At 58.5% G+C, this 24,571-nt stretch carries 19 protein-coding genes and 1 pseudogene; 16 read left to right on the top strand and 4 right to left on the bottom strand.

Annotated features, from left to right (window positions below; all coding sequences use genetic code 11):
• Position 1 precedes the first annotated feature (1 nt).
• Entirely contained in the window at positions 2-1,081 is a 1,080-nt protein-coding gene (locus ACFOTD_RS11565; RefSeq protein ID WP_378118774.1) for an SPFH domain-containing protein, read from the bottom strand.
• Between the two features lie 174 nt (positions 1,082-1,255).
• On the opposite strand from ACFOTD_RS11565, the gene ACFOTD_RS11570 reads away from it, so the two are divergent.
• Positions 1,256-1,852 carry a YcxB family protein gene (locus tag ACFOTD_RS11570; RefSeq protein ID WP_378118776.1) on the top strand — a complete coding sequence of 199 codons (597 nt, stop codon included), beginning with the start codon at positions 1,256-1,258 and terminating at the stop codon, positions 1,850-1,852.
• A 30-nt stretch (positions 1,853-1,882) separates the two neighbouring features.
• Here the strand turns inward: ACFOTD_RS11570 and ACFOTD_RS11575 are convergent, their stop codons facing one another.
• On the bottom strand, positions 1,883-2,677 hold the full coding sequence (locus ACFOTD_RS11575; RefSeq protein WP_378118778.1) for a flagellar motor protein MotB: 795 nt from the start codon (positions 2,675-2,677) through the stop codon (positions 1,883-1,885).
• Positions 2,637-3,458, bottom strand: coding sequence for a flagellar motor protein (locus tag ACFOTD_RS11580; protein ID WP_378118829.1), 822 nt, complete (start codon positions 3,456-3,458; stop codon positions 2,637-2,639). The genes ACFOTD_RS11575 and ACFOTD_RS11580 overlap by 41 nt, the downstream gene beginning before the upstream one ends.
• 166 nt (positions 3,459-3,624) lie before the next feature.
• Here ACFOTD_RS11580 and uvrB point away from each other — a divergent pair, with 166 nt between their 5' ends.
• From uvrB to ACFOTD_RS11630, 10 genes and pseudogenes are all read left to right on the top strand, one after another.
• A complete protein-coding gene (gene uvrB / locus ACFOTD_RS11585; protein WP_378118780.1) occupies positions 3,625-5,613 on the top strand; it encodes an excinuclease ABC subunit UvrB in 1,989 nt (662 codons plus the stop codon).
• A 396-nt stretch (positions 5,614-6,009) separates the two neighbouring features.
• A pseudogene (locus ACFOTD_RS11590) lies at positions 6,010-6,150 on the top strand (transposase); the annotation flags it as partial.
• Between the two features lie 36 nt (positions 6,151-6,186).
• The gene (locus tag ACFOTD_RS11595; RefSeq protein ID WP_378118833.1) at positions 6,187-6,918 is read left to right on the top strand and encodes a hypothetical protein; all 732 of its coding nucleotides are present in this window, start codon (positions 6,187-6,189) and stop codon (positions 6,916-6,918) included.
• A gap of 470 nt (positions 6,919-7,388) precedes the next feature.
• Positions 7,389-10,253, top strand: a complete 2,865-nt coding sequence (uvrA, locus tag ACFOTD_RS11600) for an excinuclease ABC subunit UvrA (RefSeq protein WP_378118782.1) — start codon at positions 7,389-7,391, stop codon at positions 10,251-10,253.
• A 189-nt stretch (positions 10,254-10,442) separates the two neighbouring features.
• Positions 10,443-11,129: a ribose-5-phosphate isomerase RpiA gene (rpiA, locus tag ACFOTD_RS11605; protein WP_378118831.1), complete on the top strand. Its 687-nt coding sequence runs from the start codon at positions 10,443-10,445 to the stop codon at positions 11,127-11,129.
• Positions 11,130-11,161: 32 nt separating this feature from the next.
• A complete protein-coding gene (locus ACFOTD_RS11610) occupies positions 11,162-12,589 on the top strand; it encodes an ATP-binding protein (RefSeq protein ID WP_378118784.1) in 1,428 nt (475 codons plus the stop codon).
• Positions 12,576-13,286: a response regulator transcription factor gene (locus ACFOTD_RS11615; RefSeq protein WP_378118786.1), complete on the top strand. Its 711-nt coding sequence runs from the start codon at positions 12,576-12,578 to the stop codon at positions 13,284-13,286. The genes ACFOTD_RS11610 and ACFOTD_RS11615 overlap by 14 nt, the downstream gene beginning before the upstream one ends.
• 103 nt (positions 13,287-13,389) lie before the next feature.
• Complete coding sequence (locus ACFOTD_RS11620; protein WP_378118788.1) at positions 13,390-14,100, top strand: YwaF family protein; 711 nt, start codon at positions 13,390-13,392, stop codon at positions 14,098-14,100.
• Positions 14,097-15,689: a DUF2339 domain-containing protein gene (locus ACFOTD_RS11625; protein ID WP_378118789.1), complete on the top strand. Its 1,593-nt coding sequence runs from the start codon at positions 14,097-14,099 to the stop codon at positions 15,687-15,689. Before ACFOTD_RS11620 ends, ACFOTD_RS11625 begins: the two co-directional genes overlap by 4 nt.
• Positions 15,690-15,718: 29 nt before the next feature.
• Positions 15,719-15,973 (top strand): hypothetical protein, encoded by a 255-nt coding sequence (locus tag ACFOTD_RS11630; RefSeq protein ID WP_378118791.1) that lies wholly within the window; start codon positions 15,719-15,721, stop codon positions 15,971-15,973.
• Positions 15,974-16,053: 80 nt separating this feature from the next.
• On the opposite strand, the gene ACFOTD_RS11635 is transcribed toward ACFOTD_RS11630, so the two are convergent.
• Complete coding sequence (locus ACFOTD_RS11635) at positions 16,054-16,569, bottom strand: DinB family protein (protein ID WP_378118793.1); 516 nt, start codon at positions 16,567-16,569, stop codon at positions 16,054-16,056.
• 288 nt (positions 16,570-16,857) lie between these two features.
• Between ACFOTD_RS11635 and ACFOTD_RS11640 the strand changes: the two genes are divergently transcribed.
• The 5 genes from ACFOTD_RS11640 to ACFOTD_RS11660 all read left to right on the top strand — a co-directional run bounded on the left by ACFOTD_RS11640 (position 16,858) and on the right by ACFOTD_RS11660 (position 24,557).
• Complete coding sequence (locus tag ACFOTD_RS11640; protein WP_282913265.1) at positions 16,858-17,064, top strand: hypothetical protein; 207 nt, start codon at positions 16,858-16,860, stop codon at positions 17,062-17,064.
• A 175-nt stretch (positions 17,065-17,239) separates the two neighbouring features.
• On the top strand, positions 17,240-18,361 hold the full coding sequence (locus ACFOTD_RS11645; protein WP_378118796.1) for a S1C family serine protease: 1,122 nt from the start codon (positions 17,240-17,242) through the stop codon (positions 18,359-18,361).
• Between the two features lie 18 nt (positions 18,362-18,379).
• Positions 18,380-20,308 (top strand): stalk domain-containing protein, encoded by a 1,929-nt coding sequence (locus ACFOTD_RS11650; RefSeq protein ID WP_378118798.1) that lies wholly within the window; start codon positions 18,380-18,382, stop codon positions 20,306-20,308.
• Between the two features lie 141 nt (positions 20,309-20,449).
• Positions 20,450-22,969 (top strand): U32 family peptidase, encoded by a 2,520-nt coding sequence (locus ACFOTD_RS11655; RefSeq protein ID WP_378118800.1) that lies wholly within the window; start codon positions 20,450-20,452, stop codon positions 22,967-22,969.
• A 238-nt stretch (positions 22,970-23,207) separates the two neighbouring features.
• Complete coding sequence (locus ACFOTD_RS11660; protein ID WP_378118802.1) at positions 23,208-24,557, top strand: UDP-glucose dehydrogenase family protein; 1,350 nt, start codon at positions 23,208-23,210, stop codon at positions 24,555-24,557.
• Positions 24,558-24,571 lie beyond the last annotated feature (14 nt).

The following is a 24,571-nucleotide window of genomic DNA, read 5'->3' on the forward strand; positions in this document are numbered from 1 at the left end:
CCTACACCTTCGTCCCGCAGTTGGAGCAAAACTTCGCGTTCGGCGCGAGCGGCTGCCCGCATTCCGAACAGAACTTTTTAGACGGCGTCGCGCTGCCGCCGTCCGGGGCGACACCGCCGACTTGCGCGGCACGCTCGCTTGCGGCTGCACCACTGCCAGGGGCAGCGCCTGCGCCCGAACCTGCGCCCTGACTTCCTCCGGCATTCGCTGCATTCTGCTGCTCGTTTTGCCGCATCATTTGGCTCATCGCCTGTCCCATCGCCATGCCTGCGCCCAGACCGATGCCCGTACCCGCCGAGCCGTCCGCCGGGTTGTTCGCCGCCTCGCGCAGCGCTTCGGCCGTCTGATATTTCATATATTGATCAAGGTTGCCTGCGATATTCATGGACGACCTGCGGTCGATCGTCTTCTCGACTTCCTCGGGCAGCGAGATGTTCTCGATTGTGAGCGCCGTCAGCCAAAGGCCCATGGACATAAAGTGCGCCTGAAGCTTGTCGGTCGCGGCACGGCTAAGCTCATCGTATGAAGCAGCCAGGTCGATGACCGGAATTTTTGATTCGCCCAGCAGGTCGCTAACGCCTGAGACAATAACCGACTTCAGGTAACCGGCCACATTTTCCGCCGAAAAGTCCTGCTGCGTCCCGAAGATCTCCTTCAGGAAGACGGCAGGATCGTTCACCTTCAGCGCATAGTTGCCGAAGCCCCGCAAGCGTACCATCCCGAATTCCGCGTCGCGCATAATAACCGGATTCGTCGTGCCCCACTTCAGCTGCGTGAAGTTGCGCGTGCTCACGAAAAAAACATCGGCTTTAAAAGGAGAGTTGAAGCCGTATTTCCAAGATTTAAGTGCGGTAAGCACCGGCATGTTCTGCGTGCTTAGGGTATATGTGCCCGGACCGAAGACGTCGGCGATCTGGCCTTCGTTAACGAATATAGCAGCTTGGGACTCCCGCACGACGAGCTTCGCGCCCATCTTAATCGCGTTGTCGTAGACAGGAAAGCGGTATACCATCGAACCGGTGTCGTCCAGCCATTCGATAACCTCGATGAACTGGCCCTTGATGAAGTCAAACAATCCCATATTCAGCCTCCGTTCGATCTTGTTTGCATCCATTATAAGCTTTAACCCGCGCATGTTCGATAAAATGTTGTTAAAACTCAAGATATGCGGCGTCGCCTGCAGCGGATAATGACTTATAATGTAGAGCATCAAGAGACGCAAAGCGCAAGGCGCAAGGCGTCACAGGGGGTTGTCATGGCAACGATTGTGAAGGCTGAATTCGATACGACAGAGAAAGAGATTGTCGCGTTGAACATGAGACATTTCTATGCGAGTCCGGGCTTTGTTTTCTTCATGCTCGTTTGCGGCTCTAATTTGCTGTATATGCTGCTTGCGGTGCTAAAGGAGGGAAGCGGGGCAGCGGATCACTTCCACTTCGTCCAATGGCTGCTGCTGGCGTTCGGGCTGTTCATTCCCGGATCGAGTTATCTGCGAGCGGTCCAGGCCGTGAAGAGGCGCTTTTCGGTTGAAAAACGGGCGTATGCATTCGACGAACAAGGCTTTAGCTTTCTCACGCCTACTGCGAAGGGACGGGTCGACTGGTCGGACGTGCGGAGATTCGCGATCACGCGCCGCATGATCATCTTATACGTCGGCCAGAAGGGCGTCAGCCTGATCCCCGTGCGAAGCTTGCCTGGCCCTGACGAATTGGCGCAGCTCAAGCTTTGGATTCGGCAAAAGGCCAATCCTCAAGCTGTACGGCGCGCAGCGAGAAACCGGATGCTGCTGTATGCAGGCATCGCGGCCGCCGCGGTCATCGCCGTCGTGCTTGCATGGAGCGGGCCGTCATAAACGACGGCTGAGGATTGGCCTGGTGCAGCTTCATGTGGCGGATTCTGCCTGACGCACGACCAGAATTTCCACGCGGCGGTTTTTCTGGCGATTGGCTTCCGTGTCGTTCGCCGCGACGGGGCGCGTGTCCGCGTAACCCGCGATTTCAAATATTTTTTCCGGCAGCTTGCGCGTATCGACGAAATAACGGAGAACGGACAATGCACGACCGGAAGACAAGCCCCAGTTGTCCTGGAATGCGGATCCCGGCTGTATCGGCAGGTTATCGGTGTGGCCCTGAATCGAGATGGTCGTGTCCAGCTTCGTAAACAAGCTGGACAGCTTGTCCAGCGCAGGTCTGGCGTCCGGTTTAAGATCCGCCTTGCCGAGGTCGAACAGGAATCTGTCCGACAGTCGAATCGCGATCCCCTGAGGCGTGTCTCCGACGAACACGTCTTGCTGCAATTTGTTTTCTTTGACATACGACTCGATGACCTTGAGCAAATCCTGGAGCGCTTGCTCGCGGCGTCTGACAATTTCCGCATCCAAGTCGGCCGAGGCGCTGGCACTTGGAGACGGATTGGCGGAAGGCGGCGGGCTCGCATATTTAGCGACGTCGGTGCCGCCCTCGAGCCCGCTGCCCATCTCGATGATACTGTCAGCCTTAGAAAATTCCAATTGGAGCGACTTGGCCAGCGTGTCGTATTTTTTGATATCGATCTGGCTCATCGCGTACATAATAATGAAGAAAATCAGCAGAAGGGTAATTAAATCAGCGTATGTAATCAGCCACCGCTCTTGATTCTCATGCGCGCTTCGGCTGCGCCGGCTGCGTCTCCGCGCCATCTTCGCTCTCCTCCTTCTTCAGGACGAACGACAGCTTCTCCGTGTGCATGAAGGCGGTCAGCTTCTTGCGGATAAGCGCGGGATTTTCGCCGGCTTGGATCGCCAGGATGCCTTCCAGCATCATTTCCGTAAACTGTACGGTCTCGGCTGCGCGGATGCGTATCTTGGACGCGATTGGCAGGTAGAGGATGTTCGCGGAGGCAACCCCGTACAGCGTGGCAGTAAACGCAACAGCGATCGCAGGCCCAAGCGAGCCGGGATCCGCGAGATTGCTTAGCACGTGGATTAGCCCCATGACGGTGCCGATGATGCCCATCGTCGGCGCATACCCGCCGGCAGACTCGAAGATTTTCGCTTGGTTTTCCATCCGCTGTTCGATGGCGTCGATTTCGAATTCAAGGATTTGCCTGCTGAGCTCGGGATCGGTGCCGTCGACGATGAGTTGGAGACCGCTTTGGATAAAAGGGTCCGGGTGGTCTACAAGCTTGTCTTCGAGGGAGAGTACGCCTTCGCGTCGGGCGACCGTGGCCAGATCGACGAGCTCGTCGATCCGGGTAGTGGCCTCCAAAGTGCCGGGCCGAAAGGCTGTCTTCAACGATTCCGGAATCTGGCGCAGCCGGGATGCCGGGAAGCTGATCGCGACGGCCGCGAATGTCCCTCCGAATACGATCAGCAGCGCCGTTTTCTCCACGAGCCCTTCCCAATGACCGCCTTCCCATAAAAATCCGCCTATTAACGCGGCAAGGGCCGCCAATATGCCCCACGACGTGGTCTGGTCCATACGCTGCTTCATGCAGCTTCACTCCTTTGACTGGTTTCCGGGAAGCCGATATAATGAATGAGAACACATATTCGGACTTGCTGGAAGGGATATCCTGTTTATCGGCTGGATGAAGCAGGGTACGATATAGGACTTTGGTCTACAAGACACGGAGGTGGGCTTAGACATGGCAGTGCCTTCCGGATTCAAGCTGATTTCGGAATACGAACCGCAAGGAGACCAGCCGGGAGCGATCCGGGAGTTGGTCGCCGGCATTCATGAGGGCAAGCGGCATCAGACGCTTCTGGGCGCGACTGGTACGGGCAAGACGTTCACGATCGCACAGACGATCGCCAAGGTGAACAAGCCCACGCTGATCATCGCGCACAACAAGACGCTGGCGGCACAGTTGTGCAGCGAGTTCAAGGAATTTTTCCCGGAAAACGCCGTCGAGTACTTCGTCAGCTATTACGATTATTATCAGCCGGAGGCGTACATCCCGTCCTCGGATACTTATATCGAGAAGGACTCCAGCATCAACGACGAGATCGACAAGCTCCGTCACTCCGCGACCTCGGCGTTGTTCGAACGCAAGGACGTTATCATCGTCGCCAGCGTTTCTTGCATTTACGGTCTCGGCTCTCCGGAGGAATACCGAGACCTTCGCTTGAGTCTGCGCGTGGGCATGGAGAAATCGCGCAACGCGATTCTTCACAAGCTGGTCGACATCCAATACCAGCGCAACGATATGAACTTTACGCGGGGGACGTTCCGCGTGCGTGGCGACGTCGTCGAGATCTTCCCGGTATCGGTGGGCGACCGTGCGATTCGGGTGGAGATGTTCGGCGACGAGATCGAGCGGATCACCGAGATCGACGTCCTGACGGGCGAGATCATCGGCTCGCGCGATCATGTCGCGATCTTTCCGGCATCTCACTTCGTGACCGCCGAGGAGAAGATGAAGGTCGCGCTGGTCCACATCGAGCGCGAACTCGAAGAGCGCCTCGCCGAGCTGCGCGAGCAAGGCAAGCTGCTCGAAGCGCAGCGATTGGAGCAGCGTACGCGCTACGACCTCGAGATGATGGCGGAGATGGGCTTCTGCTCCGGCATCGAGAACTACTCCGGCCCGCTGACGTTCCGCGAGCGCGGCGCCACGCCGTACACGCTCATGGACTTCTTCCCGGACGATTATCTCATCGTCATCGACGAGTCCCACGTCACGCTCCCGCAAGTGCGGGCAATGTACAACGGGGACCAAGCGCGCAAAACTGTGCTCGTCGACCACGGCTTTCGCCTTCCGTCGGCGAAGGACAACCGCCCGCTGCGCTTCGAGGAGTTCGAAGGCAAAGCCAAGCAGCTCGTCTATGTATCGGCGACGCCCGGTCCTTACGAGCTCGAGAACTGTCCGATCATGGTGCAGCAGATCATCCGTCCGACGGGGCTCGTCGATCCGATTATCGAGGTGCGTCCGACAAAGGGGCAGATCGACGACCTGCTCGGCGAGATTCGCGCCCGCATCGAACGCGACGAGCGCGTGCTCGTGACGACCCTCACCAAGAAGATGTCGGAGGATCTAACCGATTACATGAAGGAAGTCGGCATCAAGGTTCGCTATCTGCATTCGGATATTAAGACGCTGGAGCGGATGGCGATTTTGCGCGACCTGCGAATCGGAACGTTCGATGTACTGGTCGGCATTAACCTGCTGCGGGAAGGCCTCGACTTACCCGAGGTAACCTTGGTCGCCATTTTGGACGCCGACAAGGAAGGCTTTCTGCGCGCCGAGCGTTCGCTCATCCAGACGATAGGCCGCGCGGCGCGGAATGCCGAGGGTCGCGTCATCATGTATGGCGACAAGATCACCGACTCCATGGCGAAAGCGATCGGCGAGACCGACCGCCGCCGCGCGATCCAGACCGCCTACAACGAGAAACATGGCATCACGCCGCAGACCATCCGCAAAAAAGTCCGTGACGTTATCGAGGCGACGAAAGTCGCCGAGCAGAAGAGCTCTTATCTTACGGGTCTCGAGGACGTCGACAAGCTGTCCAAGAAAGACCGTCAGTCCGTCATCAACCGTCTCGAGGCCGAGATGAAGGATGCCGCCAAAAACCTCCAGTTCGAACGGGCCGCCGAGCTACGCGACGCGTTGCTTGAACTGAAGGCGAGTCTATAGAAAATGCTGCGCACGCCTTGCCGGGATAGCTAGTCCTGGCAAGGTTTTTTGTTGTACGGGTTTGGTACAAAAAATTGCCGCGTTAGGAGGGCTGTAATGCTCCTTTAACCCGTTTCAACGCTATCCCCTTCAGGCAGGAGAAGAGCTGGATAGAGGCGGGCTAGCTACTTTTCAACACTATCCCCTTCGGGCAGGAGAGGAGCTGGCTAGATTAGCTTTAACGGTATCCCCTTTACTCAGGAACGAGCGCTAACAATCAACTTTTAATCCAAATATCCCCCATCGTTATTGATACAAAATGGCGCTTTAGATCGGCAGAACATTGTGTTAGAATAAGAACGAATGTTCCTATTTTGAGTGGGGAGGTTGGGTTGCATGCATACGCTTCATGAGAAGATGCCAGTATTTCAAGAGGAAGCGTGCGAGTTAGCTTTGTTTAAGGCCAAGTGGCCGAACGGGTACCGCTGTCCTCGCTGCGACGGAGCTGCATGTTACCTAGTCGCTTCCCGACGCAAAAGTCTCTATGAATGCCATGTCTGCCGTCACCAGACCTCTCTAACTGCAGGAACTATAATGGAGGGGACGCGCACGCCGCTCGTAAAGTGGTTCAGCGCCTTATATTTGATGCAAACGGGGATCTCCGCCACGCTGCTGGCAGAGATTATTCAAGTAACCTACAAGACGGCTTGGCTGATCAACCATAAGCTTAGGCATGCCATCCAAGTATGCGACGAATCTAGGCCTCTAAAAGGAGAACTGCAACTATACGGCGATTTTTACGCGCGCCCAGTCATGAGCGGGGTTTTTGATCCGCCCGATCAGCGAGATCAGCCGGCAGTCGTAGGAGCCTCAATCGATCCGGAATCGGGCGAAGTGGCCGAAGTTAAAATTAAGCGAGTGTCGCCAGATGAGTTTAGTCGGCGTTTATTTGGCGTCGATTCCTTTGGCACTTTCCTGTGGCGCCATGTGACAGATGCAAAATCCGACGTTCAAAGCATTGAGATTGTCAGGCAAAGCGATAGTGAAGGAGTGACGGAGCTCGGATTAATCTGGCGGGGGGTCATCGGCTGGCTTGCGAGGACGTTCGGAGGAATTGGTCCGAAGCATCTGCAGGCTTACCTGGACGAATTTTGTTTCCGAATCAACGCACGTCCGAATTCTTTTGAAAAGCTTGTATCTCTATGCGGTCTTACTCAGACTGTGACGCTTCGCGATTTGGTCAACAAAAAGAAAGCTGTACGTTCTGTAAGGTGGTCGGGATTGGCTAACTACAGACAGCATAAGAATGCATTTCAGGTTTCTTAACGATTGTTTGTTTTGCAGAATTTCTTTATGAAATGAACTTCTTATTTTGAGAAACGCGTTAAGAAAGCTTGGTTAACCATTTCGTTGTTGAGGTTTTGTGGAATTCCACCATTAATCTGATCGAAGGGGATACTCTTTGAAGGACGGAACAAGGCTGAAATACATAGTACATAGGCGCGAAGGCTGTTAGAATGCAGTTTTTTTATTTAGAACGGTGCCCACCTGATCGAAGGGGATAACGTTGAAACGGCGCGAAGAGCAGGCGGAATGGGTCGGGGGCGGCCGAATCGGTGTAAGGACCAAATGAGCAGAGCTCTCCAAAGAACGCCGCGTCTTGGTGGGATTTCCATTTGCGAACCAGTTCATCGGCAAGTATAATGAGATGAGAACACATATTCTTATGTGACGGGAACGTGAACGGAGGCGGCGCGGAGAGCGAGCCCAGGCCGTTACGACAGGAGGCTGTACTTTTGGGAAGCGATCAGATCGTCATTAAGGGCGCTCGCGCCCACAATTTGAAAAATATCGACGTGACCATTCCGCGCGACAAGTTCGTCGTGCTGACCGGTCTTAGCGGTTCGGGCAAGTCCTCGCTCGCGTTCGATACGATATATGCCGAGGGGCAGCGCAGATATGTGGAGTCGCTCTCCGCTTACGCCCGCCAGTTCCTTGGGCAAATGGACAAGCCGGACGTCGACTCGATCGAGGGGCTGTCCCCGGCCATCTCGATCGACCAGAAGACGACCAGCCGCAATCCGCGGTCGACCGTCGGCACCGTGACGGAGATTTACGACTATCTGCGCCTTTTGTACGCGCGCATCGGGAAGCCGCACTGCCCGGAGCACGGGATCGCGATTACGTCGCAGACCGTAGAGCAGATGGTCGACCGGATTATGGAATATCCGGAACGCACCCGATTGCAGATTCTGGCGCCGGTCGTTTCCGGACGCAAGGGCGAGCATACGAAGCTGCTGGCCGATATCCAGAAGCAAGGCTTTGTTCGCGTTCGGGTGAACGGAGAGATCATGGATCTGTCCGAGCCGATCGAGCTGGAGAAAAACAAGAAGCACTCGATCGAGGTCGTCATCGACCGGATCGTCGTCAAGGAAGACGTTGCGACGCGTCTGGCTGACTCGCTCGAGACGGGGCTTAAACTGTCCGGCGGTCAGATTCTCGTGGACATTATCGACAAGGAAGAGTTGATGTTCAACTCTCATCTGGCTTGTCCTGTATGCGGATTTTCGATGGGCGAGCTGGAGCCGCGGCTTTTCTCCTTTAACTCGCCGTTCGGGGCTTGTCCGGATTGCGACGGGCTAGGCGTTAAGATGGTCGTCGACCCCGACCTGCTGCTCCACGACAAGAGCAAGAGCATAGACCAGGGGGCTTTTTCCGCTTGGGCGGGCAGCACTTCGACCTATTATCCGCAGTTTCTGGCTGCGGTGTGCAGTCACTATAAGATCCCCACGAAGGTACCGGTGTCCGAGCTCACGGACAAGCAGATGAAGCTGTTGATGTACGGCACCGGTCCGGAGAAGATTCGTTTTAAATATCAGAACGAGTTCGGATATACGCGGGACGCGATGGTTCAGTTCGAGGGCGTCGTTCCGAATCTGGAGCGCCGCTACCGGGAGACCGCATCGGATGGCATCCGCGAATTTATCGAGGAGTACATGGGGGCCAAGCCTTGCGAAGGCTGCAAAGGAAAGCGGCTGAAAAAGGAAGCGCTGGCGGTCACGGTCGGCAGTCAGAACGTGGCTCATGTCACGTCGCTGTCGATTGGCGACGCGATGAACTTCTTCGATGCGCTGGAGCTTAACGCCAAGGACACGCAGATCTCTAACCTGATCTTGAAGGAGATCAGCAGCCGTCTGGGCTTCTTGGTCAACGTTGGGCTGGATTATCTAACGCTTTCCCGTGCGGCAGGTACGTTGTCGGGCGGCGAGGCCCAGCGCATTCGGCTGGCAACCCAGATCGGCTCGAGCCTGATGGGCGTCCTATACATTCTGGACGAGCCGAGCATCGGATTGCACCAGCGGGACAACGATCGTTTGATCAAGACGCTGGAGCATATGCGGGATCTCGGCAATACGCTCATCGTCGTAGAGCACGACGAGGACACCATGATGGCTGCCGACTATCTGATCGATATCGGTCCGGGCGCCGGCATACACGGCGGGACGGTTGTCGCACAAGGCACGCCTGAAGAGGTCATGCGCGACGACAATTCGTTGACGGGGGCTTATCTAAGCGGCCGCCAGTTCATCCCTGTACCGCTCAAGAGACGCAAACCCGACGGCCGCTGGATCGAAGTGAAGGGCGCGACGGAAAACAACCTGAAGAATCTGAGCGCCAAATTCCCGCTCGGCGTTTTCACGGCTGTGACAGGCGTATCGGGCTCGGGCAAGTCGACGCTGGTCAACGAGATTCTGTACAAGACGCTGGCCCGCGACCTCAACAAGGCGAAGGTGCGCCCTGGGCAGTACAAGGAGTTCCTGGGTCTGGAACACCTAGAGAAGGTCATAGACATCGACCAATCGCCGATCGGACGTACGCCTCGTTCGAATCCGGCCACGTATACCGGGGTGTTCGACGATATCCGGGACGTGTTCGCGATTACGAACGAGGCGAAGGTGCGGGGCTATAAAAAAGGACGCTTCAGCTTCAACGTCAAGGGCGGCCGCTGCGAGGCATGCAAAGGAGACGGCATCATCAAGATCGAGATGCACTTCCTGCCCGACGTGTACGTACCGTGCGAAGTGTGCAAGGGCAAGCGCTACAACCGCGAGACGCTCGAGGTCAAGTACAAGGGCAAGAACATCGCGGAAGTGCTGGAAATGACGATCGAGTATGCGACAGATTTTTTCCAGAACATCCCGCGCATCCATCGCAAGCTCCAGACGCTGCTCGACGTCGGCCTTGGCTATATGACGATCGGACAGCCGTCGACGACGATGTCCGGCGGCGAAGCGCAGCGCGTCAAGCTTGCCGCCGAGCTGCATCGCCGCAGCACGGGCAAGACGCTTTATATTCTCGACGAGCCGACGACGGGGCTTCACGCCCACGATATCGACCGGCTGTTGCAGGTGCTGCAGCGGTTGGTCGACTCAGGCGAGAGCGTGCTTGTCATCGAGCACAACCTGGACGTCATCAAGACGGCGGACTATCTGGTCGATCTCGGACCCGAAGGCGGCAGCGGCGGCGGCACGATCGTCGGCGTGGGTACGCCGGAGCAGCTATCGGCTAACGCGAAGTCTTACACGGGCAAGTACCTCGGTCCCGTGTTGGAGCGAGACCGGGCGCGTACCGAAGCGGCGCTGGCTACGGTCGAAGTTTGACCATAGAGCTTGCCACCGGGAAGAGAAAGACTTAAAGTTACGTTGCCCAAGAGCAGCGGTTGCAACGGTGTCTTACAAGACACTCGTTGCGCCGCTGCTCTTTTTTGAGAAAAGTGCAAGGTTAATTGCTATAATGCGTATATCCGAAGCAATAAGTAAACGAATGCGGGAAAGGTGAGGCGCATGACTATAGATCCGAAACGCCGGGCGGGCGCAGAGGCGGTCAAGCTTGTTGAGGACGGTATGCTCGTAGGGCTTGGAACGGGCTCTACCGCATACTGGGCCATTATGGAAATTGGCAACCGAGTGAAGGCTGGGCTGAAAATTACCGCGGTGCCGACGTCGATCCGATCCGAGGAGCTGGCGCGCTCGCTAGGGATTCCGTTGGTTCCGCTGGACGATATCCTGCCTGGCGGCATCGATCTGACGATTGACGGCGCGGATGAGGCGGACGAGAACCTGAACCTGATTAAAGGGGGCGGCGGTGCGCTACTGCGGGAGAAGATCATCGCCGCGAACAGCAAGCGGCTCGTTATTGTTGCCGACGCTTCCAAGGAAGTCGCGACGCTTGGACAATTTCCGCTGCCTGTCGAGATTGTGCCATTCGGCTCCAAGCTGACGATGGGATGCTTAGAGGCACTGGGCGGACATCCGGCGCTTCGCCTGATCCAAGGAGACGAGCCTTACGTGACGGACAACGGCAACTACATCGCGGACTGCCGCTTCGGCGTGATTGAGGACGCGGCGGCGCTTGAGACGACACTGAACCTTATACCGGGCGTCGTTGAGAACGGATTGTTCGTCGGCATGGCTGAGCGCATCGTCATCGGTCGCGAAGATGGAAATGTAAGCGTGCGAGAGCGCGCCAGCCTATAATAACGGGTACGTAATGGAGAGGAGGACGTCGAGTGCTTTTCGTATGGCCGGTGCTGTGGGCGGTAGCGCTTTTTTTGCTGGCCGCGGGCTCAGGCTCCTCCGCTTCCCGGCGGCTGGCCGCGGTGTCCTTCTTTGCAGGCACCGGCGCGCTGGCTGCCGTTCTCGACCTGAATATTATACCTGCGCTTGCAGAAGGCGCGGTCCGCGACCGTTGGGAGCAGCCGCTTTACCACGTGCAGGCGACAGCCTCCGTCGCTTCCTACTATGGCGTGCCCTACGCATTTCTGCTGTTCGCGCTGGCGTTCCGTCCCGTGCGGATGCATCCCGCGCTTCGACGCGCGCTTCCGGTCGCGTTACTTGTGCCCATCGCGCTCTGTCTGCTGCTGACGCCGTGGTATACCGAGCGCTATCCGATATCCTTTGGCGTCGTCGTCTGGTGGGCGGCACCTTACATGCTGTACGGCGCGGCGCATATTTTGCTGCTGCGGCCCCGGCGCTCGCCGCTTTCTCCCACCTACTGGATCGTCTGCCTCGCCGTAGTTCCGCCTATGCTGTTTCTTCTGGCGATGAGCTACGTGCTGCCCAGCCTCGGCATGCTGCGCATGTGGGTATACAATGCTTGGATAGCGTCGCTGGCAGTCGCCGTTTTTCTAATCGGCCTGTTTAGTTACGGATTCATGGGCATCCGGCTGCTGGTCGATCGCAGGCGATTGGATACGACGTGGAGAGCCGTCAACGCCGGTACGGCCATTCTGAATCATGCCATTAAAAACGACGCGGGAAAGCTGCGGCTGTTTGGGGAAAAGACGAAGCGTTACGCGGAGAAGACCGGGCAGCCCGAGCTGCTGCGCGATATCGAGACGATGCTGTCCGCTTCGCTGCATATGCAGGAGATGATCGCCCGCGTACACCAACGCACCGGCGATCTGGAGCTGCGGCGGACGAATGTCCGTCTAGGCGAACTCGTCCGCGATACGCTGGCCGCGCTTGAACCGCAGCTTGGGGGGATTCGTACGCGCCTCGTGCTGCCTGCGCGAGAATGGCTGGCGAATGTTGACGCAGCGCAACTTGGCGAAGCGTTGAACAATATCGTCGCCAATGGGGCGGAAGCGATGAAGGAAAGCGGGGGAACGCTCACGGTAAAGCTGTCGGAGGGACGGCGCGAGCTTGTGCTCGAAGTCGCGGACGCCGGACCGGGCATGAACCGAAGCCAGCGCGCGCACGCGCTGGAGCCCTTCTATACGACGAAGGGCGGCGGGACCAACTTCGGTCTGGGGCTTCCTTACGCCTACCAAGTCATGCGCAAGCATGGAGGCTCGCTCGTCATCCGGAGCAAGAGCGGGCAGGGCACGAGCGTTTATATGACATTGCCGATTCGGAGCGTGCAAGCGCAGCCGGACCATGCGACGCCGTCGGCGGCGTCTAACGCAAAGGAGGCGGGGCTGGATGCAGGCCATTAACATTTGGATCGTGGAAGACGACGAGGATTGGCGCAGAGGGCTCGTCTCGTACCTGAACGAGGAGCCTGATCTTCAGGTGACGCTGGCGAGCGGCGATCCGGACCAGGTTCGCGGCGTGCTGGGACAGAAGGAGGAGACGGAGGATCCGGCGCTCCCGGACGTCGTCCTTATGGACATCATGCTGCATGGCAGTCCGGAGGGCGTCGTGTTGGCCGAAGAAGTAGCTGCCGGCTCCGGCGCACGCGTTATCATGCTGACTTCAATGGAGGAGAAAGACCTTATCCTGCGCTCTTTCCAGGCTGGCGCCATCGACTATCAACTGAAGACGGACTTCGAGGGTCTGCCCGCCGCGATCCGTGCAGCCGCCCGCCGCGAGGCCGCAATCAGTCCTGCCGCAGCAGATCGGATGCGAGAGGAATTCAGGCGTCTCAAGGCATTGGAGCGGGAGTTCGAGGTCAAGAAACTGCAGGATATGATCACCCCTGCAGAGCTGCAACTGCTCGAGATGGTCGACCGCGGCTATTCGCAGTCGCAGATCGCAGACAGGCAGTTTATCTCCATCCGCACGGTCAAAAACCATATCAATCACATTCTCCGCAAGCTCGGCGTTCCCGGCTCCAAAGAGGCGGCCAGGCAGGCCAGGGAGATGGGATTGTTCAAGCAGAAGGAAGAGCCAGGACAAAGTCTCGACCCCTGAGAATAAACGGTTCGCGGATACGCCATGATGGTACCACGTAAAGTTGGTACTATTTTTTTTGCCCCGATTTTCTAAAATAAGGATGAAGAGAGGGGGAGCGAACATGGCGTTTGAACCATACGGAGCTTCGCATTGGGCGGCAACTGGCCTGCTGGCGCTGATCGTCGCCGTCGTGTGCGTACAGCGACGAAGGCTGAGAGGGTCGAAGCAGGCTCGTATCGCACTGGCCGCAGCGTCGGCCGCCGTCGAGCTGGCGATGCTGGCCGACCGCGCGGTCAAGCGGGACTGGGATATCTATGCGCTGCCGTTCGAGCTGTGCAGCCTCATGATCTGGCTGACCGCGCTAATGGTGCTTACCGGCAGCCGGCGGCTTTACGAGGTGACGTTTTTCCTCGGCATCCTCGGCGCGGCGCAGGCGCTGGCAACGCCCGACCTGACGGCTCCGTTTCCGACGCTAGGCTTCATGCACTTCTTCCTCGGCCATATCCTCATCGTCGTCTCCAATCTGTACATGACGATCGTAGAGGGATACCGCCCGACGCTGCGGTCCGCCCTGCGCGCCTTTGGCTGGCTTCAGGTACTTGCGGTGCCCGCCGCAATCGCAGATATGCTGGCCGGGACCAACTTCATGTTCCTCGCCCGCAAACCTCCGTCGGCTTCGCTGCTCGACCTGCTCGGTCCGTGGCCGTGGTACCTGCTTGAGTTAGAGGCCGTAGCTTTTGCGCTTTGCCTGCTGCTGCTCGGCCTCGTCAAGCTGGGCGATCGCCTTTTCCCAAGTCATAATCAATCCCCCAAGGAGGGTTCCCCGTCATGATCGACCATTTGCGCAAGCACTGGACATCGCTGCTCGGCGTTGCGCTCGTATTGACCGCTTTTATCACGCTGTTCCGTTATACGGTCGACCGCGGCTGGATTACCGATCCGATGAAGATCGGCGTCGGGCTGCTGGCAGGCATCGGCTTTGCCCTGGCGGGAGCGCGTATCGCGACCAAGCCGAGAGGGGCTATCGCGGGTGAAATCGGAATTGGGCTTGGCGCTTGCGTCCTTTACGCGACCGTAGCGTTCGCCGGCATCGCCTATGCGTTGTGGGCGCCCATGACCGTGCTTCTCGGCATGATTGCCGTCACCGCATTGGCCGTGGCTTACGCCTGGCGGTTCGGCTCCCGCATGCTCATGCATATCGCGCTGGCCGGCGGCTTGCTGTCGCCCATGCTCATGCTGCCCGAGACCGACCAAGTTTTCGCGTTGTTTCTATACTTGCTCGTGCTGAACGCGGCATTTTTCTCGATCAGCATCGCAAAGGGCTGGAGCGAGCTGAGACCGGTCGCTTTTGCCGGAACCTGGGCGCTCTATGCAATCTACTTTTTCTGGTTCGACCCGTCGCTGGACGGCTGGCAGAACATGCCGATCCGTTACGCGCTGGCCGCATTCCTGTTCTACCATCTCGCATGCCTGATCGTCAGCCTGCGTCTGGGCCGATGCTTCGACGGGTTAAATATGTACTTGAGTCTCGGAAACGGCATCCTGTTCGGCGTCTGGGCGCTTATTATTTTGAAAGGCGAGCTGGACAACGGCTATACGCTGATCTTCATCGGCTTGCTGTTCCTCGCTGCCGCCGCCTTCGTGATACGGCAATCGGGCCGCACGTTCGCCTATGCGCTGAGCCATGGCCTCGGCGGAGCCTTGCTGGTGCTCGTCGCGCTCAATCAGCTGGGCAGCGGTCTTGAAGTGAAACCATTGCTGAATGTCTTCCTCTGGGCGGGCGTGGCTGTCGTTCTTGCGGCGGTGGGACGCTTGCGGAAGCGGAAGCATTGGCTGCCGGAGATACTGTCCATGTCGATTTGGTTTATCGTCGGCATCTACTGGTTCTCCACGACTTGGGAAACGCCGCGCGGCGACTGGTTTGGCGTCTATGTCCCCTTTCTGAACTGGGGTGCCATATCCTGGATGCTGCTGGCTGCGCTAGGCTTCTACTTCGCGACGAGCCGGCAGGCAGTCGGATTGGACGGCTCTGACCGTAAGCTGGTGTCGAACGCCTTTGCCCTGGGCGCCCATCTTGTCATCGGCGGACTGTTGACCGTGCAACTCTCGGGACTGTTCGAGGCATACGACTGGGGAAGCGGAGAAACGACGCTGCTTCGGCTTGCTTTGTCGCTCGCATGGGGCCTATACGCGCTGCTGCTGTTTCTATGGGGCGCATATCGCCGCGAGCCGCTGTTCCGTTGGTTCGGCTCCGTGGTCCTCGTTCTCGTGGCGCTCAAAGCGATGGTTCTCAACCTTCAAGGAGAGGAGACCTTGCTCAAGGTGCTCGTGCTGCTGGGCTTGGGAGGGATCTCGTTCCTGATTACCTGGGTGAATGGAAAATGGACGCCGCGAGCAGAAAAGGCTGTAAATGGTAGATAAACGCGGTAATTCGATTTATAATGCGGGGTATGAATCCGACGAAGGGGGACCCCGTCATCGAAGTCAACGCACTGCTTGTCATTGTCGTCGCGCTGCTCGCCATTGCCGCGGGCTGGCTCACCCTCGTGCTCACCGTCAGACATGCGGTCGATTCCTCCGGAATCTCGCGCAAGCTCGAGCAACTGGCGCAAGAGGTTCGCCTGCTCCGGCGGGAGCTGCGCATGCGGGATGCGGGCCTGCGCGGCATCGAGGCAAGAGGGCAACAGGTGGATCGTACCCTCTAGCTGTATTAAAAACGGGCGTGCTCTCCGATGGAGAGCCGCCCGCTTTTCGCATTCCTTGCTGCAACTAACTTGCGTCACCTTCACTTTAAGTACTGCTCCTCGATAATCCGCAGGTGATGCAGCTCATGGCCGCTATTGATGCAGACCAGTGCCCTTACGCTGACGGGATTGTCGTTCGCGTTGCCGATCCGCGTCCAATCTTCGGCTCGCAGCCCGCGCAGCAGAGTTAGCGTCGACTCACGGACCGTCCGGTAATCTTCGGCCAGCTGCGACAGCGTCCAGCTCTCGAAAGGCCCGTTCGGCACGAGCTCGTCCTGCTCGTAACCCGGCAGATTCGTCCGGTCGCCTCGGGCGATGCGGAGCAGCCGATAGCTCTGGATGCGCTCGTTGTCGCTGATGTGGCCGACAACCTGCTTGAGCGACCACTTGCCTGGCGCGTATCGATAGTTGGCTTGCTCCTCCGTCAATTCGGAGATAAGGCCGAGCGTGCGCGCTTTTTGCGCCTCGAGAATTTCGATCAGATCGCCTTCGGGAACGAGCGAGACATACTGGCCTTGGTAGGGCGTGTATTCGTTTGAATTCGGACGTTCGCGCATGGACGCATTGCCTCCTCGATTTGGGGTTGAGTTGAGCGTAGTACCGGCAGGCTGCGGTGTCAACCCGATGCCCTAGACGACAGCGATTTTCGGGCATGCCTGTTATAAATGTTGGCGGAGCTGGACATTTTATATTTCAAAGGCTGCATGAAGCGCGGCTTGAGAGGCAGCGCTTTCCCGCTTATTGTGACAAAGTTGTTACGGCGGCAAATTCGGACTTGCAACACGGGTGCCTTATGGCTAACATAGAGGATACTGGGAAAGTTATGAGATAAGGGAGGACAACCCATGTTTCTCGCGGAAAATGCAGCTGAATCCGCAAGCACGTTCGCGGTATTCGACATTTTCATGGTTATTATCACGGTTCTGATCGTGGCCGGACTCGTTCGCCTGGTGAGGCAGCGTCCGAACAAGAATATTTTTGCCATTGGATTCACGGCGGTTTCCTTGATCATTTTCCTGATCGCGGACGTGAAGATGGTCAGCGGCTGGTAACGATCGCCGGCTGCAATTCAACCCATAACTGAGACAAGAGAGCCGGCGCGCGAGCCCGGTTCTCTTTTTTTGCGTGTTCGACATCGTTCGACATAATCTCCGATGTAACATCAGCTCGGATTCTGATATGGTAAAAAGGTCTTAAATTACTAACGAGAGGCAGTTGGGGAGCGGGTTGTTTAAAAAGATAAACGGTAAAGCGGCGATCGGAGCCGCATTTTTTTCGTTCGGGCTGCTGATGGCGGGTTCGGCGACGGTGGCAGCGCCGACATCGGGCGCGATCAGCCTCCCGGTCAAGGTCATCAACGGCGAAGCGTATGTCAAAGCGACGTCGTTAACCGCCGCGCTAGGCGGCACTGGAACCTACGACAAGGCGAGTCAGACGTACAAGTACACGCCTGCGGACGTGCCTTCGGTCATCAAGCAGGTCGCGCCGAGCGTCGTCGCCATCATCGGCAAGCCGGACGCGAATGGCGGCCGGTTCGCGCTGGCGCATGGGACAGGCGTCATCATCAAGGCGGACGGACTGATCGTGACCAACGCGCACGTCGTGCAGGACATGACGCGGATCGTCGTCGTCACGGCAGACGGCAAGGAGTATGAAGGCACGCGCAAGCAGATAGACGTAACCAGCGATCTGGCGCTTGTCCAGATCAAGGCCACCGGCCTTAAGCCCGCGAAGTTCGCGGCGTCTCCGCTTAAGGTTACGGTCGGCGAGCCTGCGATCGCGATCGGCACCCCGGTATCGTTCTCGCTGCGCAACACGGCCACGGTCGGCGTCATCAGCGGGCTGAACCGGTCTATTTCCGACGATTACAACCTGCTGCAGACGGACGCGGCCATCAATCCGGGCAACAGCGGCGGCCCGCTCGTGAACATGAAAGGCGAGGTCGTCGGGATCAACTCCATGAAGTTCGTCGACGTCGACATCGACAGCATGGGCTTCGCCATTCCGGCGGATACAGTGCAGTACGTGCTGAACCAGTTCGCCAAGTACGGCAAGGTCATGCGCCCTTCGCTGGGACTGGAGCTCGAGGAGAGTTGGTCCGCCGTCGTCGGCTTGCCGACCGAGGAGCCGATGACCGTCACGGCGGTTTCGTCGCCCGAGGCTAAGCAAGCCGGACTGCAGGAAGGCGATGAGATCTACGCCGTCGCCGGCAAGCAGATTGCCACGCTCGTCGAGCTGAGCGAGCTGCTGAAGGCATATTTGCCGGGGCAGCCAATTGAGATCACCGTACTGTCGGACGGGGATCTAGTTAAGAAAAAGGTCGTTCTTTCAACCAGCTTGTCACACTAGAGAGGAGCACTTTTACTCATGTTTAATCGCAAATCGACCGGACGATTCAGCGTCTTGCTGCTGGCGTTCGTCTTGCTGTTCGTCGCGGCAATTCCCGCATGGGCTGCCGATTCTTCTTCACCCGCTATCGATATTCGCCTGAAGCTTGGCAGCAAGCAAATGACCGTCAACGGAACGGCATCGACCGTACAACCCCCTTTTCAAAAGAATGGAGCCACGTATATCCCGTTGAGCGTGCTTACGAAGGGGCTGGGCGCCAAGCTTGCTCTGACGCAAAATAAAATCCTCACCCTGACGCTGGGCAGTCACAAGCTCGTTCTGACGCTCGGCGGCAAGACGGCTACCGCCGACGGCAAGGCGACCGCGCTTCAGGCAGCGCCGCTGCTGCAATCCGGCGTAACGATGGTACCGCTGCAAGTCGTCCAGTATCTGGGCGCCACCAAGAGCTTTACGGCAGCCACCAAGGAGATTCGGGTCACGCTGGCGAACGTCGCTTCCGGATCGGGATCGACGGGCGGGACAAGCGCGATCGACTCGGATGCAGGCAAGTCCAAGATCGGCGACAGTTACTACAAGTGGTCGATGAATTATCCGACAGGCCTCGTGCAGGACTACCAGTCGACGGATGGGGATGCGCTTGAGTTCAGAGACGTGAAGAAGGAGTACTTCCTCGGCGTGTACGTGTACCCGCAGATCGACCAATTGACCGCGTCCGAGGTTAGGGATACGATTTATTCGCTCTACTACAATACCGAGACGACGGTCACGAAAACGACGGAAACCCGTGCAGGAGCAACTTACGAAAGCGTCATTACGAAGGACAAAAACGGATTGTATTACGAATATCGCGGCTTCCAGGCCAACGATTTCTTGTACATCGTCGCTTATGGAAAAAAAGCGTCCAGCGCCTCCGAGCTGAAGCAGTCCACAACCATTTTGGACAGCTTCAAGACGTCGTTTAACAGCGCGGACAGCAAGCTGAAGGACCTCACGCAAATTGTCGCCGGCTACAAGACGTTCAAGTATGAAGACTATGGATTGTCGCTGCAGTTGCCGAAGGAATGGGAGCTTGCCAAGGACTCCAATTATCCGTACTATCAGCCGAAGGACGAGAGCGCCTACGTGTATGTTGACGTGACGTCGCTCGTGAAGGGCGATACGGTGGATGCATGGATCGACAGGAAGATGAGCAGCTTTAAGGATACGTTCGATACGCCTTATTACAAGGTGCTGGAGAAGACAAACGTGGAATGGAACGGCAAGCCTGCCGTCATGCAAAAGCTCTCTTACTCCTACGATACGAAGAACTGGTGGGAGGAGTACGAGATCTTCGCCGTTGAAGGAGATTATCGTTACTACACTGAATTCGCCTATTTGCAGAACCGCAAGGCAGAATTCGAACCGATCCTGGGTCAAGTGCTGAAGTCGCTTCGCGTCGACTACGGCGAAGTCGAAGACAACTTCGGCGAGATCGTGGACGATTCGGATATCGTCGACCGGACGGCAGTCACCACGAAGACGAGCCGCAAATACGGCTATAGCATCGCGCTGCCGCAGCAGTGGAGCGGCGTGAAGAATGACTTTGAGAACGACGAAGTTTCCTATGCGTTTAACGGAGGCAGCTTGCTAATCGATATTTTGGAAGGCGTCACCGATGCTCAGCAGCTGTACGAGAGCGCGAACAGCAGCTTCGCCAAGGCGGATGCCGAGTCCAATGCAATTCGCGTTACGGAAAATAGCATGACGACCTTTGGGGGCCTTACGGCCAAGAAGCTAGTACTGGAAGACGACGGCAGCGAGGGTGGCGGTTCCACCCGGACGACCTTGTACGTCGTGGTCTCGAACAATCGCGGCTATCTGGTCGCCACTACGCTGTCCACCGCGTTCGCAAGCGCCTTTAACAAGAAGCAGCTTGACGATGCGGTCAAGTCCTTTAAGTTTAATTAGCAAGATGCATTTATCGCGGGCCGGATGCGCTGACATCCGGTCCTTTTTTGTTGTTTGGAATTGCCTTTGGCCGGAGCTTGCACGCTTTGCTATACTAATAGAGAGAACGCCGCCTCGAGGCGGCATGGAGGTTAACCATACATGAGCAATCAAGCCGCGGTGCGGCGTGAAGATATAGAGCTGTTGGCTCCCGCCGGAGACTGGGAATGCATGCGGGCGGCCGTCGCGAACGGCGCGGACGCGATCTTTTTCGGCGTGGAAAAATTCAATGCGCGGGCGCGCGCGAACAACTTCAAGATGGAAGAGCTGCCGGAGATCATGGCGTTCCTCCACAGGTACGGCGTCAAAGGCTTTCTCACCTTTAACATCCTCGTGTTCGAGGACGAGCTGCGCAATGCGCAGGAGCTCGTCGAAGCATGCATCAACGCTGGCGTCGACGCGGTCATCGTACAGGATCTCGGCCTAGTCAAGCTGATTCGCGAGATCTCGCCCGACTTTCCGATTCACGGCTCGACGCAGATGACGATTACCTCGCCGGAGGCGGTCGAGTTCACGAAGCCGTTCGACATGGAGCGGGTCGTGCTCGGACGGGAGAACAATCTCAAGCAGATCGCCAAGATCGGCGAGCAGGCCAAGCTGCCGATGGAGGTGTTCGTGCACGGCGCGCTCTGCGTGTCTTATTCGGGACAATGCCTGACGAGCGAGATGTGGGGCGGGCGCTCCGCGAACCGCGGCGAATGCGCGCAGGCCTGCCGACTGCCTTACGATCTGATGGTCGACGGCGAGCACAAGCCGATGGGCAACATCGCTTATTTGCTGTCGCCCAAGGACCTGGCGGCGATCGACATCATGCCGGAGCTGATCGAGGCGGGCGTCACGTCGTTCAAAATCGAGGGCCGGCTCAAGAGCCCGGAGTATGTGGCCAATGTGGTGAGCAAGTACCGCAGCGCCATCGACAAATACTTCGCCGGCCAGGACGCGAGGCCTTCGGCGGAGGAGGTCCGCGAGCTGCAGCAGAGCTTCTCGCGCGGCTTTACGCACGGCTTCCTCGACGGAACGAACAACAAGCAGCTCGTCGAGGGCACGTTCCCGAAGAGCCGGGGCGTGTATCTTGGACGCGTGGAGCGGCTGACCCGCGACAGCGTCGTCTGCCTGATCGAAGCGCCGCTCAAGCGCGGCGACGGCCTGGTCTTCGACGCCGGCGACCCGACCAAGAAGGAAGAAGGCGGACGCGTGTACGACCTGCGCCGCGGCAAGGTCAAGATCGAAGGCGAGGTTGCGCAGGGCGGCGAGATCGAGATCGTCATGGGCCGCAATGACGTCGACCTGACCAAGCTTCACGTCGGCGACCGCATCTGGAAGACGAGCGATCCGGCGCTCGACCGCCGTCTGCGGACGACGTTCGAGACGGACAAGCCGTATCGCACGTTCCCGGTGTCCGTCACCGTGTCCGGTCGCGAAGGCGAGCCGCTTCGCACGATCTGGACCGACGCGCAGAAAAATACGACCGTCGTGGTGCAGTCCGACATGCCGCTCGAGCGCGCGATGAACCGGCCGCTCGGCCGCGAAGTGCTCGAGGAGCAGCTCGGGCGTCTCGGCGGCTCGCTGTATCATCTCGGCGAGCTGACAGTGTCGCTCGAGGGCGGCGTCATCGTGCCCAAGAGCGAGCTGAACCGCATCCGCCGCGAAGCGGTGCTGCAGCTCGAGCCGCTGCGCGACCGTCCGCCGGTCTATGTCAAGCGCGACGTCGATGCCTACGGCGACGCGCCGCACCCGGCGCCGTCCGTGCTCGAGACCGGCGGCGGCCGGCTGACCGTCCTGTGCCGGACGCTCGAACAGGTGCAGGCCGCCGTGGAGACGGATGCCGCGATGATTTACGCGGACTTCGAATTTATCAAGCAATTTCCCGACGCCATCGCGGTCTGCCGCGCGGCGGGCAAGCCGATCGCCCTGGCGACGCCTCGCATTCACATGCCCGGCGAGAACGGCTACCACCGCAACATCCTGAAGCTTGCGCCGGACGCGGTGCTCGTGCGCAACACGGGGGCGCTCTATTTTTACCTGAAGGAACGCATGGAAAATCCCGGCGCCAAGCACCCGACGCTTATGGGGGACTTCTCGCTGAACGTGGCGAACCACAAGACGGTCGAGCTGTTCCGCGAAGCGGGTCTCGACTGGGTGACGCCTTCGTACGACCTGAACGTTCAGCAGATGGTGGACATGCTGCGCTTGTCGGACACGTCGAGGCTCGAGCTCGTCATCCACCAGCATCTGCCGATGTTCCACACGGAGCATTGCGTATACTGCACGTTCATGAGCGAAGGGACGAACTTCACGAACTGCGGACGTCCCTGCGAGGAGTCCCGCGCTTCGCTGCGCGACCGCATCGGATTTTCGCACCCCGTTCGCGTCGACGAAGGCTGCCGCAACACGGTGTACAACGCGATCGAGCAGTCGGGCGCGGAGTATCTGACGACGTTCCAGGAGCTGGGCGTACCTTCCTACCGGGTCGAGTTTCTCGAAGAAGACGCGGACAAGGTTCGCGAGGTGCTGGCGCTGTACCGCGCTGCCATGCAGGGCCGCATCGGCGGCACCGAGGTGTGGAAGAAGCTGAAGGCGATCAACCAGCTCGGCGTAACGCGCGGGCAACTGGTGAAGTAAGCGGTCGGGCGTCGGCTGGAGAAAATAGGGCAAGCCGCTTTATCCTTCGGGATGAAGCGGCTTTTTTGCGATGCGGCGCAGCTGCGAGTCTGATACGAATCTTCGGGCATATCGGCTTGGACGCCAGAACTGTTAGCGCAGGATGAATTTTACATTCCGTTAACCTGAAGCGCATTCAGGCTTGAGGTCCCGTTGTTACAATGAACGGACGACAATGGATTTCTAGGAGGTAACGTTCATGAAAATCGCGGTTGTTGGAGCGGGTATTGTCGGATTGACGACGGCGGCCGGATTTGCGGATTTGGGACACCAGGTGTATTGCAGCGATTCGGACGGCGATAAAATAGAGCGAATTGCAAGCGGGAGTCTGCCTTACTTGGAGCCGGGACTTGCGGAATTGGTCGACCGGGGACTGGAGTCGGGACGTCTCTCTTTCGGTATGGGCGTGTCGCCCGCGATCGGCGATGCCGAGATCGTATTCCTCGCTGTCGGCACGCCTGCGACGGACGACGGGGAGATCCTGCTGTCCCAGCTATGGGAAGCCGCGGATATGCTCTGGCCCCGGGCTGGCGGCATGCGGAGGCTAATTGCCGTGAAAAGCACGGTGCCCGTAGGCACGGCGGAACGGCTGGAGGCGCGGCTTCGGGCGAAGCTGCCGGCGGATTGCGGCGTCGACGTCGTGTCCGTGCCCGAATTTTTGCGTGAAGGCTTCGCGGTGCGGGACTTCTTCGAGCCTTCGCGTATCGTCATCGGGTCGGCAGCGCACGAAGCGGCCGAGTTGATGGACCGCTTGTACAGAAGATTGTCCACGACCGTCGTTCACACGGACCGGCGGAGCGCAGAGCTCGCGAAGCTCGCGGCCAATGCCGCGCTGGCGATCAAGATTTCTTACGCCAACGAGATGGCGGCGCTTTCGGAGCAGACCGGCGCCGACTACCCGGACATTGCCCGCATCCTGGGGCTCGATCCGCGCATCGGTCCGCACTTCCTTGGCGCGGGCCTTGGCTTCGGCGGCTCTTGCCTGCCCAAGGATACGCGGGCGCTCGTACGGCTTGCCAGCGAGGCCGGCGCGCCCCAGACCGTCGCTTCCGCCGCCATCCGTGCCAACGCCGTTCTGCCGCAGCGAATGGCGCGCAAGCTTGAAGCGGCGCTCAGCGGCCTGTCGCGGCGTCGCGTCGCGCTGCTCGGGCTGGCCTTCAAGCCGGGTACGGCCGACCTGCGCGAAGCGCCTTCGCTGCGACTGATCGCAGAGCTCAAGAAGCGTTATCCCGGCATCACCCTGGCCGCTTACGATCCTGCGGTCGACGTCGCGATGAAGCGGCAGCTGCCTGCCGGCATCGGGCTGTACGGCTCCGCCGAGGAGGCGCTGCGGGGCGCGGACGCCGCGATCGTCGTGACGGAATGGCCCGAGATTCGCAAAATATCGGCAGAAGACTACAAAAGCTGGATGAGCAGGCCTATAATATTAGATGGACGCAACTGCTTGGACGCACACGCGCTGAACGCGCAAGGCGTGGTGTGCATCGGAGTCGGGCGTCTGCCGGCCGCGCCGCAAGGAATACCGGCGTATCAAGGACGGCACGCATAATATAGAGAGGATGC

The sequence above is a fragment of the Cohnella sp. GCM10012308 genome (assembly GCF_042649185.1).
In the GTDB taxonomy this organism is placed as follows: domain Bacteria; phylum Bacillota; class Bacilli; order Paenibacillales; family Paenibacillaceae; genus Cohnella.